The sequence below is a fragment of the Exiguobacterium sp. RM11 genome, assembly GCF_059821525.1.
This window is the reverse complement of record NZ_CM187558.1, coordinates 106531-124390: the sequence shown is the minus strand read 5'-3', so window position 1 is coordinate 124390 and position 17860 is coordinate 106531. Positions and strand designations below refer to the sequence as shown.

The window sequence follows — 17860 nt, the reverse complement described above, 5'->3', positions numbered from 1 at the left end:
GCAAATCAACGATTGGACCCATTTTCTGCTGTAAAGTCTCTCACCACTCGCACAAACACTTAATCATTATATCTAATCTGGTCATGGAATGCAAGATTAGATTTTTGAAGTTGCTGGTTGTCTGATGAGTTGCTCAACGTTCCCTAATGTAACAAGATTCGCGAGCTTTTGCAAGAGAAAATTCATTCTTTTATTGAACTATTTTTCAAACGAAGTCCCATGTCAACTCGACCTAGCGTTTCATCATCTCTCCAAATCGCTCCGTTACCCCTTCTACGACCGATTGTGGGGCTCTTCTTAAACATGCATGAACAATCCCTTCATTTATATCGTGTGTCTCAAAATAGCGAGCCAGACGCGTCAGTTTATCCTCTCTACCGATGACTGTATAAAGGACAATCCATTCTTCGAGGTGCATCCAGTTCCCTTCTGCTTCTATATAAGGATGTGTATAGATGCCGTCAGTACACTTCATGCGAAAACTGGACATGACATCCACGTCGGTCCCCTCGAAAACATACTCCCCAAAGTACGTCGTCAAGTACGCCTCATGTGGTTCAGTCGATTGTTTCTCTCCGGCACGACTCAAAATCTGGTCTAACCGTTCAAACTGATCGGGCTCTACGAAAACATCAATGTCATTCGTTTCGTCGACAATGCCATGATGCTTTAATAGTTGCGAACCACCGATACGATATGCGATTCCATTCAAACGACAAATCGTCTCTAATTGTTTCAACATGACGTCACTCCTTTCTCGTATGCTTCATCTTACCACGCTCATCCAGAAACACAAAAAAGCAGCCCGCATATTGCGGACTGCTTGAAGTTGTTCAGTTGAATCAATCGATTACTCGATGATTTCTGTTACTGAACCAGCACCTACAGTACGGCCACCCTCACGGATAGAGAAACGTGTACCGTCTTCGATCGCGATTGTAGAAATCAATTCGATCGTCAACTCGATGTTGTCTCCTGGCATTACCATTTCAGTACCTTCTGGAAGGTGAACGATACCTGTTACGTCAGTTGTACGGAAGTAGAACTGCGGGCGGTAGTTCGCGAAGAATGGCGTGTGACGGCCACCCTCTTCTTTAGAAAGAACGTAGATTGATGCTTTGAATTTTGAGTGTGGTGTGATTGAACCTGGCTTAGCAAGTACTTGTCCACGCTCGATGTCGTCACGTGATACACCACGGAGAAGTGCACCGATGTTGTCGCCAGCTTCAGCATAGTCAAGAAGCTTACGGAACATCTCTACACCAGTACATACAGTTTTCTTAGTTTCTTCTGTAAGACCAACGATTTCGATCTCGTCGTTGACGCGGAGAACACCACGCTCAACACGACCAGTCGCTACAGTACCACGACCAGTGATTGAGAATACGTCCTCAACAGGCATCATGAAGTCTTTGTCTGTGTCACGAACTGGTTCTGGGATGTACTCATCAACAGCGTTCATGAGTTCCATAACTTTTTCTTCCCACTGAGCTTCACCGTTAAGTGCGCCAAGTGCAGAACCTTTGATTACAGGGAGGTCGTCGCCTGGGAAGTCGTATTCAGAAAGAAGTTCACGGATTTCCATTTCAACGAGTTCGAGGAGCTCTTCGTCGTCTACCATGTCAACTTTGTTCATGAAGACTACGATGTAAGGAACACCTACTTGACGTGAAAGAAGGATGTGCTCACGTGTTTGTGGCATTGGGCCATCTGTTGCAGATACAACGAGGATCGCGCCGTCCATTTGAGCAGCACCAGTGATCATGTTTTTAACATAGTCAGCGTGTCCTGGGCAGTCAACGTGTGCGTAGTGACGCTTGTCAGTTTCGTACTCGATGTGAGCTGTTGCGATTGTGATACCGCGCTCGCGCTCTTCTGGAGCACCATCGATTTGGTCAAACTTAGTAGCTGTTTTACCTTGTGCACGTGAAAGTACAGCAGAGATTGCTGCAGTCAAAGTTGTTTTACCGTGGTCGACGTGGCCGATTGTACCAACGTTAACGTGCGGTTTAGAACGGTCGAATTTTTCTTTACCCATTCTAGATTCCTCCTCTATTAAACGATTAGTTTTTTATTTAACTAGGAAGACGTAGGTTACTTTTAACATACGTCCTCCTTAGCTTACAACAATCAATCTAGCGATACAACCGTTATTAGCCGTTCGCTTTTTTGACGATTTCTTCAGCAATTGATTTCGGTACTTCTTCGTAGTGATCGAAGTGCATCGAGTACGTTCCACGTCCTTGTGTACGTGAACGAAGTGATGTTGCGTAACCGAACATTTCTGAAAGTGGAATCATCGCTTTAACGACTTGTGCGTTACCGCGAGCTTCCATACCTTCTACGCGTCCACGGCGTGACGTTACGTCACCCATGATGTCACCCATGTATTCTTCAGGGATAACAACTTCAACACGCATCATTGGCTCAAGGATGACAGCTTTCGCTTGGTCCTTAAGTTGTTTAACCGCCATCGAAGCAGCAACTTTAAACGCCATCTCGTTCGAGTCGACATCGTGGTACGATCCGAATACGAGGCGAGCTTTAACGTCAACTACTGGGTAACCAGCGAGGATACCGTTTTCGAGAGCTTCTTCAATCCCGTTTTGAACAGCTGGGACGTATTCACGTGGTACAACACCACCGACGATCTTGTTCTCGAACTCGAATCCAGCGCCTTCTTCGTTCGGCTCGAATTCTACGACAACGTGACCGTACTGACCGCGTCCACCAGACTGACGAACGAATTTCGAATCGATCTTCGCAGCGCCACGGATTGTTTCACGGTAAGCAACTTGTGGTGCACCAACGTTAGCTTCTACTTTGAATTCGCGACGCATACGGTCAACGAGGATATCAAGGTGAAGCTCACCCATACCAGAGATGATCGTTTGACCAGTCTCAGGGTTTGTTTCAGTGCGGAATGTTGGATCCTCTTCTGCGAGTTTCGCAAGAGCTTGACCCATCTTATCTTGGTCTGCTTTCGATTTAGGCTCGATTGCAACCGAGATAACTGGTTCTGGGAACGTCATTGACTCGAGAACGATGTTATCTTTCTCTGTGCAAAGCGTGTCACCAGTAGTCGTGTCTTTGAAACCAACAGCAGCGGCGATGTCACCAGCGTATACCATTGGAATCTCTTCACGGCTGTTTGCGTGCATTTGAAGGATACGACCGAGACGCTCACGCTTCCCTTTAGTCGAGTTCTTCACGTATGATCCTGCTTCAGCTGTACCAGAGTACACGCGGAAGAACGTCAATTTACCGACGTAAGGGTCAGTCATAACTTTGAACGCAAGTGCTGAGAATGGAGCTTCGTCAGAAGGCTCACGTGTGATTTCTTCTTCTGTATCGAGGTTGATCCCTTTGATTGACTCAACATCAACTGGTGATGGGAGGTAATCAACAACGGCGTTAAGCATGAGCTGAACACCTTTGTTCTTGAAGGCAGAACCAACGAGTACAGGGTAGAATTCAACGCTAAGTGTCGCTTGACGGATTGCAGCTTTCAATTCATCGATTGAAATCTCTTCACCTTCAAGGTACTTCATCATCAACTCTTCGTTGAAGTCAGCAACACCTTCGATCAATTGACCGCGAAGTTCTTCAGCTTGGTCAGCCATGTCAGCTGGGAAGCCATCTGTTACTTCGATGTCAGTACCGAGGTCGTTGTTGTACATGTAAGTCTTCATTTCAACGAGATCGATGATCCCTTTGAAATCGTCCTCTGCTCCGATTGGGAGTTGGATCGCGTAAGCGTTCGCTTGAAGACGATCGTGGAGCGTCTTCACAGAGTACAAGAAGTCTGCGCCGATTTTATCCATCTTGTTGACGAATACGACACGTGGTACACCATATGTCGTCGCTTGACGCCATACAGTTTCAGTTTGTGGTTCTACACCTGACTGAGCGTCAAGTACAGCAACAGCACCATCAAGTACACGGAGTGAACGTTCAACTTCTACTGTGAAGTCTACGTGTCCAGGTGTATCGATGATGTTTACACGGTGGCCATTCCACTGTGCAGTTGTCGCAGCTGAAGTGATCGTGATTCCACGCTCTTGCTCCTGCTCCATCCAGTCCATTTGTGAAGCACCTTCGTGCGTTTCACCAATTTTGTGGATACGACCTGTGTAATAAAGAATACGTTCAGTTGTTGTCGTTTTACCGGCATCGATGTGAGCCATGATTCCGATGTTACGAGTATTCTTTAGGGAGAATTCTCTTGCCATACTGGGTATTCTCCTTCCGCATGTTTGATTTTCGTGTGCGCGCACACGATATGATTATACCCGAAAGCCACTCCGTTAAGCCATGCTTGGCGGAGTGGACTTTACGATTAAATTACCAACGATAGTGAGCAAACGCTTTGTTTGCTTCTGCCATCTTATGCATGTCTTCGCGTTTCTTAACAGACGCACCAGTGTTGTTGGCTGCATCCATGATTTCGTTCGCGATACGTTGCTCCATCGTTTTTTCGTTGCGGAGACGAGCGTAGTTCACGAGGTAACGAAGACCAAGTGTTGTACGGCGCTCTGGACGAACTTCAACAGGAACTTGGTAGTTAGCTCCACCTACACGGCGTGCTTTAACTTCAAGTACAGGCATGATGTTGTTCATTGCTTCTTCGAACACTTCCATAGGCTCTTTGCCTGAGCGTTCAGCGATGATGCCAAATGCGTTGTAAATGATAGTTTGAGCTGTACCTTTTTTACCGTCTAACATGACACGGTTAATGAGGCGAGTTACCAATTTCGAGTTGTAGATCGGATCTGCGATAACGTCACGACGTTCTGCACGGTTTTTACGCATCCGAGTACCCTCCTTTCAAAATTTCAATTGTATTTTAGTTAGCGAGAATTACTTCTTCGCAGCTTTCGGACGCTTCGTACCGTATTTAGAACGGCCTTGCATACGTCCATCAACACCTGCAGTGTCAAGCGCACCACGAACGATGTGGTAACGTACCCCTGGTAAGTCTTTTACACGTCCTCCACGGATAAGAACAACGCTGTGCTCTTGAAGGTTGTGGCCAATACCTGGAATGTACGCAGTCACTTCGATTTGGTTAGTCAAACGAACACGAGCATACTTACGAAGCGCCGAGTTCGGTTTCTTCGGAGTCATTGTACCAACACGTGTACAAACACCACGTTTTTGTGGTGAGCTCACGTTTGTTTGTGACTTGATGAAACTGTTGTAACCTTTGTTAAGTGCTGGAGAGTCAGATTTAACGACTTTCGATTTACGTCCTTTACGGACTAACTGGTTAATAGTAGGCATCTTTGAAGATCCTCCCTTCCTGAATGTTGCTATTTTCTAGTCCCACCGACCCGGGTGGTTCATTTAAGGTCATAACGAAACGCTTTTACGAGGCGTAGGCATTCCATGACCTCGCAAAAACGTGAGTTATACCTTGAAAGTGGCAATTGTAGCAGCCAAACCTTCCCGTAGAAAGTTCGGATGGACGTCCAAGTAGCTTGCCGACTGCTGGACATCGTTGTCATCGACAACAACCGATTGGCGGCACTAAATCATAGTAGCACCGCCAACCTGCGCTGTCAAGACGTATTTTACTCGACGGTTGTATCTTCGAGTGCAACTGGCGCCTCATCTTCTTTAAGTTCGACATCGCGGTAGACAGCCATTCCAGTACCAGCTGGAACGAGTTTACCGATGATGACGTTCTCTTTGAGTCCGAGGAGATAGTCGCGTTTCCCTTTGATTGCCGCATCTGTCAAGACACGAGTCGTTTCTTGGAACGAAGCCGCTGAGAGGAACGAATCTGTCTCAAGCGATGCTTTCGTGATCCCGAGAAGGACTGGTTTTGCAGTCGCTGGGTGTTTTCCGTCACGAATCGCATCTTTACACGCTTCTTTGAAGACGCTGATGTCGACAAGTGAACCTGGGAGAAGTGGTGTGTCACCAGACTCGATGACTTTGACACGACGAAGCATTTGGCGAACCATAACCTCAACGTGCTTGTCACCAATTTCTACCCCTTGCATCCGGTATACTTTTTGAACTTCTTGGAGAAGATAGTTCTGAACACCAGATACACCACGGACGGCGAGCAATTCTTTCGGATCGATCGAACCTTCCGTGAAGACTTCACCGGCTTCTACTGTATCGCCGATTTGAACACGGAGACGCGCTCCGAATGGAATCGTGTAAGAACGTGTTTCACTGAATCCTTCGACTGTGAGTTCACGCTTGTCACGCGATTCCGTGAAGTCGATGACCGTACCAGAGATTTCCGAGATGACCGCTTGACCTTTCGGGTTACGGGCTTCGAATACCTCTTGGATACGTGGAAGACCTTGTGTGATATCGTCTCCGGCAACCCCACCTGTGTGGAAGGTACGCATTGTAAGCTGCGTTCCTGGCTCACCGATTGATTGTGCGGCGATGATACCGACGGCTTCCCCGACTTCAACGTTTGATCCAGTAGCCAAGTTACGTCCGTAACACTTCTTACATACGCCGTGTGACGTGTTACATGTGAAGGCTGTACGGATTTCTACTTGCTCGACACCCGCATCAACGATGACGCGTGCGATGTCTTCTGTGATCAATTCATTCTTATCAACCAACACTTCGCCCGTTTCAGGGTGTGTGACTGTTTCAAACGATGTACGTCCGACGAGACGGTCGTACAAGTTTTCGATTTCTTCCGTACCTTCGCGGAGTGCAGATACGCGGATCCCGCGGTCTGTTCCACAATCTTCTTCACGGATGATGACATCTTGCGCAACGTCAACGAGACGACGCGTCAAGTAACCTGAGTCAGCTGTCTTCAAGGCTGTATCGGCAAGACCTTTACGAGCCCCGTGAGTCGAGATGAAGTACTCTTGAACCGTCAGACCTTCACGGAACGACGATTTGATTGGAAGTTCGATGATGCGACCAGATGGAGCGGCCATCAAACCACGCATACCCGCAAGCTGCGTAAAGTTAGATGCGTTACCACGGGCACCAGAGTCAGACATCATGAAGATCGGGTTCAAGCGGTTGAGGGATTTCATCAATCGAGATTGAATTTCATCCTTCGCTTCGTTCCAAGCACGTACAACGCGCTCGTAACGCTCATCTTCTGTGATGAGACCACGACGGAACGACTTCATGATTTGGTCGACTTGTTTCTGCGCCTCATCCAAGATTTCCTGTTTATCCGGAAGTACGATGATGTCGGCGATCCCAACTGTCACACCGGCTTTCGTCGAGTGTTTGAAGCCGAGATCTTTCATGCGGTCAAGCATGCGGCTTGTTTCAGTCGTTTCAAACTTCTGGAACACTTCCGCGATGACTTTTCCAAGGAATCCTTTTTTGAACGGGTCGATAATTGGACGTGATGCGATTTCTTCTGCAACGTTCGCCCCTTTGTCGATGAAGTACTTATCAGGAGTTGCTTCCTGCAAGTTTTCCATCGTCGGCTCGTTCAAGTATGGGAACGTGTTTGGCAAGATCTCGTTGAAGATCATCTTACCAACAGTCGTAATGAGCAATTTCTCGTTCTGTTCGTCTGTGAACGTCGGGTTGTTGAGCGTACGTGCCGGAAGTGCCACACGCGAGTGCAAGTGGACATATCCGTTTTGGTAAGCGATCAACGCCTCGTTGACGTTCGAGAACACTTTCCCTTGACCGACGGCATCTTCACGTTCGAGTGAGATGTAGTAGTTACCGAGGACCATATCCTGCGATGGTGTAACAACCGGTTTCCCGTCTTTCGGGTTCAAGATGTTCTGTGCAGCGAGCATGAGAAGGCGTGCTTCCGCTTGTGCTTCTGCAGAAAGCGGAACGTGGACGGCCATTTGGTCACCATCGAAGTCGGCGTTATAAGCCGTACATACGAGTGGGTGAAGGCGAATCGCACGACCTTCAACAAGAATCGGTTCGAATGCTTGAATACCAAGACGGTGAAGTGTCGGGGCACGGTTCAAGAGAACTGGATGCTCACGGATGACTTCTTCAAGGACGCCCCAGATTTCAGGTTGCATCTTCTCGATTTTGCGTTTTGCGTTCTTGATGTTCGAAGCGATGCCACGACCGACAAGCTCTTTCATCACGAACGGTTTGAAGAGCTCAAGTGCCATCTCTTTTGGAAGACCACACTGATACATCTTCAAGTTCGGTCCGACGACGATAACCGAACGTCCTGAGTAGTCGACCCGTTTACCAAGAAGGTTTTGACGGAAGCGACCTTGTTTCCCTTTCAACATGTGTGAAAGTGATTTGAGCGGACGGTTACCAGGACCTGTTACCGGACGACCACGACGACCGTTGTCGATGAGGGCGTCAACCGCTTCTTGAAGCATACGCTTCTCGTTTTGCACGATGATGTTCGGCGCGCCGAGGTCGAGCAAACGTTTGAGACGGTTGTTACGGTTGATGACTCGACGATACAAGTCGTTCAAGTCAGATGTCGCAAAGCGTCCACCGTCGAGCTGTACCATTGGGCGAAGCTCTGGTGGGATGACAGGAAGTACTTCAAGGATCATCCAATCCGGATTGTTCCCTGATGTGAAGAACGCATCTAGAACTTCCAAACGCTTAATCGCACGTGTACGACGTTGGCCTTGGACAGTTTTCAACTCTTCACGAAGCTCAGCCACTTCTTTTTCAAGATTGACGTCTTGAAGGAGTGTACGGATGGCTTCAGCACCCATGTCTGCTTTGAAGTCACTACCGTATTTTTCACGATAGAGACGGAATTCTTTTTCCGAGAGAAGTTGTTTCTTCTCGAGCGGTGTATCACCTGGCTCTGTAACTACGTAAGAAGCGAAGTAAATCACTTCTTCAAGTGCACGTGGTGACATATCGAGAACAAGCCCCATGCGGCTTGGAATCCCTTTGAAGTACCAGATGTGCGAAACTGGTGCCGCGAGCTCGATATGGCCCATTCGCTCGCGACGCACTTTCGCTTTCGTCACTTCAACGCCACAGCGGTCACAAATGACTCCTTTATAACGGATACGTTTGTACTTCCCACAGTAACATTCCCAGTCTTTCGTAGGACCGAAGATTCGTTCACAGAATAATCCGTCCTTCTCTGGTTTAAGTGTACGATAGTTGATCGTTTCCGGCTTTTTGACTTCACCGTAAGACCACGAACGGATCTTCTCTGATGAAGCCAAGCCGATTTTCATATATTCAAATCGATTAACATCTACCAAGGGGCCGACCTCCCTTTTCGCCTTATTCCTCTTCCGTAACAGTCGGTTGAACGACTTGTTCTAACGCCGATGTTGCGTTCGGGATGTTGTCGTCATCTTCATCTTTCATTTCGACTTCTTCATCATCCGCTGACATCATCTTGACTTCCATACCGAGCGCTTGAAGCTCTTTGATCAAGACGCGGAATGATTCAGGAACGCCCGCTTTCGGAACGCTCTCGCCTTTCACGATGGCCTCGTATGCTTTCACACGACCAACCGTGTCATCCGACTTGATTGTCAAGATTTCTTGGAGCGTGTAGGCTGCGCCGTACGCTTCAAGAGCCCAAACTTCCATCTCCCCGAAGCGCTGACCACCAAACTGTGCTTTACCACCGAGCGGTTGTTGCGTAACGAGTGAGTATGGTCCAGTCGAACGAGCGTGAAGTTTATCATCAACCATGTGCGCGAGTTTGATCATGTACATGACACCGACAGAGACACGGTTATCGAACGGTTCACCCGTACGACCGTCATAGAGACGCGTCTTCGCATCTTTATCCATACCAGCCTCTTCAATCGTTGCCCATACGTCTTCCTCACGCGCTCCATCGAATACAGGTGTCGCCACTTTGATGCCGAGCTTCTTCGCCGCCATTCCTAAGTGAAGTTCAAGAACCTGACCGATGTTCATACGAGATGGTACCCCAAGCGGGTTGAGCATGATGTCAACCGGTGTACCGTCTGGCATGTATGGCATATCTTCTTCAGGGAGGATCCGCGAGATAACACCTTTGTTACCGTGACGTCCCGCCATCTTATCCCCTTCGTGAATCTTACGTTTTTGAACGATATAGACACGTACCATCTGGTTGACGCCTGGAGACAACTCGTCGCCGTTTTCACGGTCGAACACTTTGACATCCAAGATGATTCCGTCTCCACCGTTTGGTACACGAAGTGACGTATCACGTACTTCACGCGCCTTCTCACCGAAGATTGCGTGCAAGAGACGCTCTTCCGCCGTCAATTCTGTAACTCCCTTCGGTGTTACTTTACCGACGAGGATATCGCCATCTTTAACTTCAGCTCCGATGCGGATAATTCCACGATCGTCCAAGTTACGAAGCGCGTCATCTCCAACGTTTGGAATATCACGTGTGATTTCCTCTGGTCCGAGTTTCGTGTCGCGTGACTCTGACTCGTACTCTTCGATATGAATCGATGTGTACACGTCATCTTTCACGAGACGCTCACTCATGATGATCGCATCCTCATAGTTGTAACCATCCCATGTCATGAAGGCAACGACGACGTTACGGCCGAGCGCGAGCTCACCCATATCCATCGACGGACCGTCTGCAAGGATTTCTCCTTTTTCGACACGGTCGCCAGCTGCGATGATTGGTTTTTGGTTGTAGCATGTCCCTTGGTTAGAACGGACATATTTTTGAAGTTTGTAGCGGTCTAAATCACCTGAAACCTCAGAACCGTTAACGTCAGACGTACGACGGATCAAGATTTCACGCGCTGTGACACGCTCAACGACACCTGGGTATTTCGCAACGATTGCTGCCCCAGAGTCTTTCGCAGACACGTACTCCATTCCAGTACCGACGATCGGTGAATCTGGTTGGAGAAGCGGTACTGCTTGACGTTGCATGTTCGCTCCCATGAGGGCACGGTTCGAGTCATCGTTCTCAAGGAACGGGATACATGCTGTCGCGGCAGAAACAACCTGTTTCGGCGAAACGTCCATGTAATCGACTCGGCTTGGCTCAACTGACAAGTTTTGTCCGCGGAAGCGGCAAAGAACTTGTTCGTCTGCAAAGTGACCGTCTTCTGTGAGCGGCATGTTCGCCTGTGCGACGACATAGAGGTCTTCCTCATCAGCCGTCATATATTGGATATCGCCAGTGATAAGACCTGTTTCCGGGTCAACGCGACGATACGGCGCTTCGATGAAACCGTACTCGTTCACTTTCGCATAAGACGAGAGTGAGTTGATGAGTCCGATGTTCGGTCCCTCTGGTGTTTCGATTGGACACATCCGACCGTAGTGCGAATAGTGAACGTCTCGAACTTCGAAACCAGCACGCTCACGTGTCAAACCACCCGGTCCAAGTGCAGAGAGACGACGTTTGTGCGTCAACTCAGCGAGTGGGTTCGTCTGGTCCATGAACTGTGACAATTGCGAGCTACCGAAGAACTCTTTCAGTGATGCGATAACCGGGCGGATGTTGATAAGCGCCTGCGGTGTGATCGCGTTTTGATCTTGAATCGACATACGTTCTTTTACGACACGTTCCATACGAGAAAGCCCGATACGGAATTGGTTTTGGAGAAGTTCTCCGACTGAACGAAGACGACGGTTTCCTAAGTGGTCGATGTCATCTGTTGTTCCGACTTCGTGAAGTAAGTTGAAGAAGTAGTTGATTGAAGCGATAATATCAGCCGGCGTAATATGTTTAATACTACGGTCGATATTGCCATTTCCGATGATGTTCAAGACACGCTCTCCATCTGGGTCATCTGGTGAGATGACTTTGATTGATTGAAGACCGAACGGCTCACCTTCAGCGACACCACCAGTTGGTTCCGCATCGACATAACCGAGGCCGCTCTCCAAGTGTGGGAGGATACGATCTAAGTTGCGGCGGTCGAGGACTGTTCCGGCTTCAGCGAGTACTTCGCCTGTCTCTGGGTCCACGAGCGTTTCCGCCAATTTTTGACCGAACAAACGGTTCTTAAGATGAAGCTTTTTGTTCATCTTGTAGCGACCGACGTTCGCTAAGTCATAACGTTTCGGGTCGAAGAAACGTGACACAAGAAGTGATTTCGCATTTTCTACCGTTGGTGGTTCACCAGGGCGGAGACGCTCATAAATCTCGATCAACGCTTTCTCTGTAGACTCTGTATTATCTTTTTCAAGGGTGTTACGAAGGTATTCGTCATCCCCGAGAAGGTCGATAATCTCTTGGTCCGTACCGAATCCGAGGGCACGCAACAACACCGTTACCGGGATTTTACGGGTACGGTCGATACGAACATAAACGATATCTTTGGCATCTGTCTCGAGTTCGAGCCAAGCACCACGGTTCGGGATGACGGTTGCGCCAAATCCACGTTTACCGTTTTTATCGAGTTTAGCGTTATAGTACACGCTCGGTGAACGGACAAGCTGGGAAACGATGACGCGTTCTGCACCATTAATGATAAACGTTCCCGATTCTGTCATGAGCGGGAAATCCCCCATGAATACTTCTTGTTCCTTAAGCTCACCTGTCTCTTTGTTTTGGAGACGTACTTTTACGCGAAGTGGCGCAGAATAAGTAACGTCGCGCTCCTTCGATTCATCGATTGAATATTTCGGCTCACTGAGCGAGTAATCGATGAACTCCAATACGAGGTTTCCTGTGAAGTCGGAAATCGGTGAAATGTCCGTGAACATTTCCTTCAATCCTTCACGCAAGAACCACTCATAAGAAGCAGTTTGAATTTCAATCAAATTCGGAAGCTCTAATACCTCACTGATACGGGCAAAGCTTCTTCTCTGACGGTGACGACCGTACTGAACAAGTTGACCAGTCAACTGATTCACCTCTCAGACCCCCAATTCTTTAGCGAATTTTTCGGGCGTAGTAATCGAACATTGTCATTGAATGTCGCTCGTTTTCCGTCTCTAAAAAGCAGCAGACACGGCAGTTTCAAGCGAATTCCATTCCAATGGCATTTTATAATGTTAGCATATACGTTATAGCGAGTCAACAAGACTTCACCGTTTGTCAAGACCGAATTGCCCGGAAAATAAAGTAACCTTTTTCTTTCGCAATCGTTTCGACTTGACCAAACACCTCTTCTAATAACTTCTTAGCAGAAGGCGCTCCTTGTTTTTTCTGAATGACGACATAGATTGCTCCTCCATCGACCAAATGCGCATGTGCTTCACGCAAGATCGTATGGACGACTTGTTTCCCCGCACGAATCGGCGGATTGGTGACAATGGCGGCAAACCGTTCTCCCCCCACCGCGTCATACGCGTGAGAAAGTCGTGTTTCGACCGTCACTCCATTACGGGCGGCGTTTTGCTCAGAGAGCGCCAGCGCACGCTCATTCACATCGATGAGCAAGGCTTCACGCCCAGAGGCATCGGCAAGCGAGATCCCCATCGGACCATAACCACAGCCTACATCTAAAATACGTCCTGAGACATCAGGCACTTCAAACGACTCAATTAAAAGACGCGACCCAAAATCGACTGATCCTTTCGAGAACACACCGCGGTCCGAAGTGAAATGATACTGTTTCCCTCGCAACTCGTACGTCCATGTCTCCGGGGCACTTTCCGAACGTGGATCGTTCGTATAGTAATGATCTCCCATGCGTTGAACCTCCTAACCCTTTCTTCAAGGAAATAAAAGAAGCTCGCCATGGCGAGCTTCTATAGGTTGTGAAGTTGAATTACTTAACTTCAACAGATGCGCCAGCTTCTTCAAGCTTAGCTTTGATTGACTCAGCGTCTTCTTTAGAAACGCCTTCTTTGACTGGAGCTGGAGTTCCGTCAACGAGTGCTTTTGCTTCTTTAAGGCCGAGACCTGTGATTTCACGAACAGCTTTGATGACGTTGATTTTACCAGCGCCAGCGTTTGTGAGTACTACGTCGAATTCAGTTTTCTCTTCAGCTGCTGCGCCTGCGCCAGCACCTGCAACTGCTACTGGAGCTGCTGCTGATACGCCGAATTCTTCTTCGATTGTTTTTACGAGTTCGTTAAGTTCGAGAACCGTCATTGATTTGAGGTCTTCGATGAATTGCTCTTTGTTGAAAGCCATTATGGTTTTCCTCCTTTGATGTTGTGAAAAAGTTTTTTTGAGTTACGCTACGCGACAAAAATTAAGCTGATTGCTCTTCTTTTTGTTCTGCGATTGCATTTGTTGCGACTGCGAGCCCACGGATTGGAGCTTGAAGTACGCTGAGAAGCATCGAGAGAAGACCATCGCGTGATGGAAGTTCTGCAAGGGCTTTGATTTCTTCGAGTGAAGAAACTTTACCTTCGATGATTCCGCCTTTAAGTTCGAGCGCTTTGTGCTCTTTCGAGAAGTCGTTCAAGATCTTCGCTGGAGCAACAACGTCTTCGTTAGAGAAGGCGATTGCTGTAGGACCAGTGAAGACTTCGTCAAGACCTTCGAAGTTCGACTGAGTAGCTGCGCGGCGAAGAAGACCGTTCTTGTAAACTTTGAACTCGATTCCAGCGTCACGGAGTGATTTACGGAGTGTAGTCACTTCTTCAACTGTAAGTCCACGGTAGTCAACAACAACTGTTCCAACGCTCGCTTGCATTTTCTCAGCGATTTCATCGACGAGTGCCGATTTCTGAGCTACGATTTTTTCGTTTGCCATGTGTTTGCACCTCCTAGTCAATTCTTATACCGGACGAGAGGCTGCTCTCCAAAAGAAATCCCTCGTATGAAGACATACGAGGGCGTAATTGTTTGAAAGTAAACCTGTGACAACAGGCTCAAGTTCGAGCAAAGACACCTCGGAAGGGTTTACGGACCGATGTCCACCTTCTGTCTACGGTAATCCAACATATTCGGTTGAACGTGTATTACTTTAACAGCGGCGTCACACGTTGTCAACAATTTATTTCAACAAGATTACTTAAGGAAATCCGCAGTCGCTACACGGATCCCAGGACCCATTGTAGATGAAAGCGCGATGTTTTTAAGGTAAGTTCCTTTTGCAGTAGCAGGCTTCACTTTCATGAGTGTTTCGAGGATTGTCTCGATGTTCTCAGTAAGTTTAGATGCTTCAAATGATTTCTTACCAACTGGAACGTGGATGTTACCAGCTTTATCAACACGGTATTCAACTTTACCAGCTTTGATATCCGCGATTGCTTTTTCTACGTCAAAAGTAACTGTTCCTGTTTTCGGGTTAGGCATGAGGCCTTTAGGTCCGAGAACACGACCAAGTTTACCAACTTCACCCATCATGTCAGGTGTCGCAACGATTACATCGAAGTCGAACCATCCTTGTTGGATTTTGTTGATGTACTCAGCGTCGCCAACGTAGTCTGCGCCAGCAGCTTCCGCTTCTTTCACTTTCTCACCTTTTGCGAAGACGAGAACTTTTTGTGTTTTACCAGTACCGTGTGGAAGTACAACGGCACCACGGATTTGTTGGTCTGCTTTCTTCGGATCTACGCCGAGACGGACAGCAACTTCGATTGTTTCATCGAATTTAGCAGTAGCTGTTTTTTGAACGAGCTCGACAGCTTCAGCGAGGTCGTATGACTTCGTGCGGTCAACAAGCTTAGCTGCTTCTTGGTGTTTTTTACCCATGATCTTTTCCTCCTTGTGGTTAGCGGAATTTCCTCCCACATAATGAAGGGATTGAAGGTGAGCAGTATTCACCGACAACCCCAGAGACTAACAATTAGTCTTCGATTACAATACCCATACTACGTGCAGTACCTTCAACCATAAGCATCGCTGTTTCTACAGATGATGCGTTAAGGTCAGGCATTTTAAGTTCAGCGATTTCGCGAACTTTGTCACGCTTAACCGTTGCTACTTTCTTACGGTTTGGTTCACCAGAACCACTCTCGATACCAGCAGCTTTCTTCAAAAGAACTGCAGCTGGTGGAGTTTTCGTAATAAATGTAAACGAACGATCTTCGTATACCGTGATGACTACAGGAATAATCAATCCGGCTTGGTCTTGTGTACGAGCGTTGAACTCTTTACAGAATCCCATGATGTTAACACCTGCTTGACCAAGTGCTGGACCTACTGGTGGTGCTGGGTTAGCTTTACCAGCTGGGATTTGAAGTTTAACGAGTTTAGAAACTTTTTTCGCCACGAGACACACCTCCTTAAGTCTAAAATGTGGTTTCTTGGACGTTGTGCGCCCTCCCACTCAATCTATTAGGTCGAGTTTGTACCGAAATATAGCACAACATCAAACATTTTCGATTGTACCATCCGTTTCACGGATTAGCAAGTGGGTTTAGTTAATTTTCTGAACTTGTTCGAAATCAAGCTCAATTTTTGTTTCGCGACCGAACATGTCGACCACGACTTTGAGCTTCTCTTTATCGGCTTCAATCTCGTCGACTGTCCCCTCAAAGTTCTCGAACGCGCCTTCTTTCACGCGGACAAGGTCACCGAGCTCGTAGTTGTAACGATCTTTCTTCTCGATGAGTCCCATTTGTGACAAGACGTTTGTCACTTCGTCCGGTTGGAGTGGGATCGGTTTTGCACCGCCGCCCGTTGAACCGAGGAAGCCGGTGACGTTAGGCGTGTTGCGGACAACATACCATGAATCGTCAGTCATGACCATCTCTACGAACACATAGCCCGGGAAACTTTTGACTTCACGCTCTTTAATTTTCTTTTCGCCACTCTTTAATGTGACTTCTTCTTGCGTCGTTTCGGTCGGGACGAGGACGCGGAAAATTTTATCTTCCATGTTCATCGAACCGATTCGACGTTCTAGGTTTTCTTTGACGTTATTCTCAAACCCTGAGTACGTCTGGACAACAAACCATTGTTTCTCCACGACTTTCACCTCTTCCTTAGTTAATCAATAAATTGACGAGATAGCTGACTCCAGTATCTACGCCGAACACGAACAGGCCAATCACGACAACAGTCGCGATGACGGTAACGGTATATTTCGTGAGCTCTTTACGAGTTGGCCAACTCGTTTTTTTCAACTCTTTCCATACGTCGCGCAAAAAGTTCATGGTAGCTTCCTCCTACATTGAATGCCAATCTACGTTACTTTGATTCTCGATGCATCGTATGCGCGTTACAGCGGCGACAAAACTTTTTCATTTCAAGCCGTGTCGACACACCATCTTTTTTTGTCGTCGAATACTCCCGAGACCCGCATTCTGAGCAAGCGAGACTTACTTTCTTTGCCATTCATAAGCGCCCCTTTCGACTAATCCCTCTTAAAAAAGAGCGAAAAAAAAACGCCTCCTGTAAATGGCGTCTACGGACAAGGCGCTGCTTTTAAAGTATCACATAGGAGGCACGGGGTCAATCATCGGTTAGCTCGTGAGCATCCGGACGTCGACATGACGTTCGAATTTCTTCTTCACACGCTGTAACGCATTATCAATCGATTTGACATGCCGGTCGAGGTCGTCTGAAATCTCTTGATAAGAACGTCCGTCTAAATAAAGACGCAACACTTTGCGTTCGAGATCACTCAAAATCTCATCCATCTTCGCTTCCATAAACGTCTGTTCTTCTTGTGTCACGATGAGTTCTTGTGGATCCGTCGGATGTGGTGGCAATATGACATCGAGTAACGTCCGGTCGGATTCCTCGTCGAAAATCGGTTTATCGAGTGACACATATGAGTTGAGCGGAATATGCTTTTGACGCGTCGCCGTCTTGATTGCCGTGATCATCTGACGAGTGATGCACATCTCAGCAAAACTTTTGAACGAGGCGAGTCGCTCATCTTTATAGTCCCGCACCCCTTTATAAAGACCGATCATGCCCTCTTGGACGATGTCCTCATGATCTGCACCAATCAAGAAATAAGAACGTGCTTTCGCGCGTACAAAATACCGGTATCGTTCAATCAAAAACTCGAGCGCGTCGCTATCCCCTTCGTTGCGCGCCAATAAGACCAACTCTTCGTCTGACATTTTTTCAAACTGTTCGTACGGCCATCCGTTCATGCTCGTTAC

16 protein-coding genes and 1 other annotated feature are annotated in these 17860 nt (G+C 47.6%); all 16 genes read right to left on the bottom strand.

Annotation, left to right across the window (positions count from 1 at the left end; translation table 11 throughout):
* Window positions 1-232 precede the first annotated feature (232 nt).
* Window positions 233-742 carry a hypothetical protein gene (locus AC5LIL_RS00625; protein WP_214786176.1) on the bottom strand — a complete coding sequence of 170 codons (510 nt, stop codon included), beginning with the start codon at window positions 740-742 and terminating at the stop codon, window positions 233-235.
* Between the two features lie 108 nt (window positions 743-850).
* Window positions 851-2038 carry an elongation factor Tu gene (gene tuf, locus AC5LIL_RS00620; RefSeq protein ID WP_214697124.1) on the bottom strand — a complete coding sequence of 396 codons (1188 nt, stop codon included), beginning with the start codon at window positions 2036-2038 and terminating at the stop codon, window positions 851-853.
* Window positions 2039-2153: 115 nt separating this feature from the next.
* Window positions 2154-4232: an elongation factor G gene (gene fusA / locus AC5LIL_RS00615; protein WP_214697122.1), complete on the bottom strand. Its 2079-nt coding sequence runs from the start codon at window positions 4230-4232 to the stop codon at window positions 2154-2156.
* A 112-nt stretch (window positions 4233-4344) separates the two neighbouring features.
* Window positions 4345-4812 (bottom strand): 30S ribosomal protein S7, encoded by a 468-nt coding sequence (gene rpsG, locus AC5LIL_RS00610; RefSeq protein ID WP_012727682.1) that lies wholly within the window; start codon window positions 4810-4812, stop codon window positions 4345-4347.
* Between the two features lie 48 nt (window positions 4813-4860).
* Window positions 4861-5283, bottom strand: coding sequence for a 30S ribosomal protein S12 (rpsL, locus tag AC5LIL_RS00605; protein ID WP_012727683.1), 423 nt, complete (start codon window positions 5281-5283; stop codon window positions 4861-4863).
* A gap of 290 nt (window positions 5284-5573) precedes the next feature.
* Complete coding sequence (rpoC, locus tag AC5LIL_RS00600) at window positions 5574-9173, bottom strand: DNA-directed RNA polymerase subunit beta' (RefSeq protein ID WP_499824553.1); 3600 nt, start codon at window positions 9171-9173, stop codon at window positions 5574-5576.
* A 22-nt stretch (window positions 9174-9195) separates the two neighbouring features.
* Window positions 9196-12744, bottom strand: a complete 3549-nt coding sequence (rpoB, locus tag AC5LIL_RS00595; RefSeq protein WP_074032498.1) for a DNA-directed RNA polymerase subunit beta — start codon at window positions 12742-12744, stop codon at window positions 9196-9198.
* 193 nt (window positions 12745-12937) lie between these two features.
* Window positions 12938-13534: a class I SAM-dependent methyltransferase gene (locus tag AC5LIL_RS00590; RefSeq protein WP_074032423.1), complete on the bottom strand. Its 597-nt coding sequence runs from the start codon at window positions 13532-13534 to the stop codon at window positions 12938-12940.
* Between the two features lie 79 nt (window positions 13535-13613).
* Window positions 13614-13982, bottom strand: a complete 369-nt coding sequence (rplL, locus tag AC5LIL_RS00585) for a 50S ribosomal protein L7/L12 (protein ID WP_074032420.1) — start codon at window positions 13980-13982, stop codon at window positions 13614-13616.
* Between the two features lie 61 nt (window positions 13983-14043).
* Window positions 14044-14550 (bottom strand): 50S ribosomal protein L10, encoded by a 507-nt coding sequence (gene rplJ / locus AC5LIL_RS00580; RefSeq protein WP_074032418.1) that lies wholly within the window; start codon window positions 14548-14550, stop codon window positions 14044-14046.
* A 44-nt stretch (window positions 14551-14594) separates the two neighbouring features.
* Window positions 14595-14748 (bottom strand) — a sequence feature (ribosomal protein L10 leader region).
* Window positions 14749-14807: 59 nt separating this feature from the next.
* The gene (gene rplA / locus AC5LIL_RS00575; protein ID WP_074032415.1) at window positions 14808-15494 is read right to left on the bottom strand and encodes a 50S ribosomal protein L1; all 687 of its coding nucleotides are present in this window, start codon (window positions 15492-15494) and stop codon (window positions 14808-14810) included.
* Between the two features lie 94 nt (window positions 15495-15588).
* The gene (gene rplK / locus AC5LIL_RS00570; protein WP_012727690.1) at window positions 15589-16014 is read right to left on the bottom strand and encodes a 50S ribosomal protein L11; all 426 of its coding nucleotides are present in this window, start codon (window positions 16012-16014) and stop codon (window positions 15589-15591) included.
* Between the two features lie 147 nt (window positions 16015-16161).
* Complete coding sequence (gene nusG / locus AC5LIL_RS00565; RefSeq protein WP_499824551.1) at window positions 16162-16713, bottom strand: transcription termination/antitermination protein NusG; 552 nt, start codon at window positions 16711-16713, stop codon at window positions 16162-16164.
* 16 nt (window positions 16714-16729) lie between these two features.
* Window positions 16730-16900 carry a preprotein translocase subunit SecE gene (gene secE, locus AC5LIL_RS00560; RefSeq protein ID WP_074032412.1) on the bottom strand — a complete coding sequence of 57 codons (171 nt, stop codon included), beginning with the start codon at window positions 16898-16900 and terminating at the stop codon, window positions 16730-16732.
* Window positions 16901-16934: 34 nt separating this feature from the next.
* Window positions 16935-17081: a 50S ribosomal protein L33 gene (rpmG, locus tag AC5LIL_RS00555; RefSeq protein ID WP_026824819.1), complete on the bottom strand. Its 147-nt coding sequence runs from the start codon at window positions 17079-17081 to the stop codon at window positions 16935-16937.
* 128 nt (window positions 17082-17209) lie between these two features.
* Complete coding sequence (sigH, locus tag AC5LIL_RS00550; protein ID WP_031421852.1) at window positions 17210-17851, bottom strand: RNA polymerase sporulation sigma factor SigH; 642 nt, start codon at window positions 17849-17851, stop codon at window positions 17210-17212.
* Window positions 17852-17860: the final 9 nt, after the last annotated feature.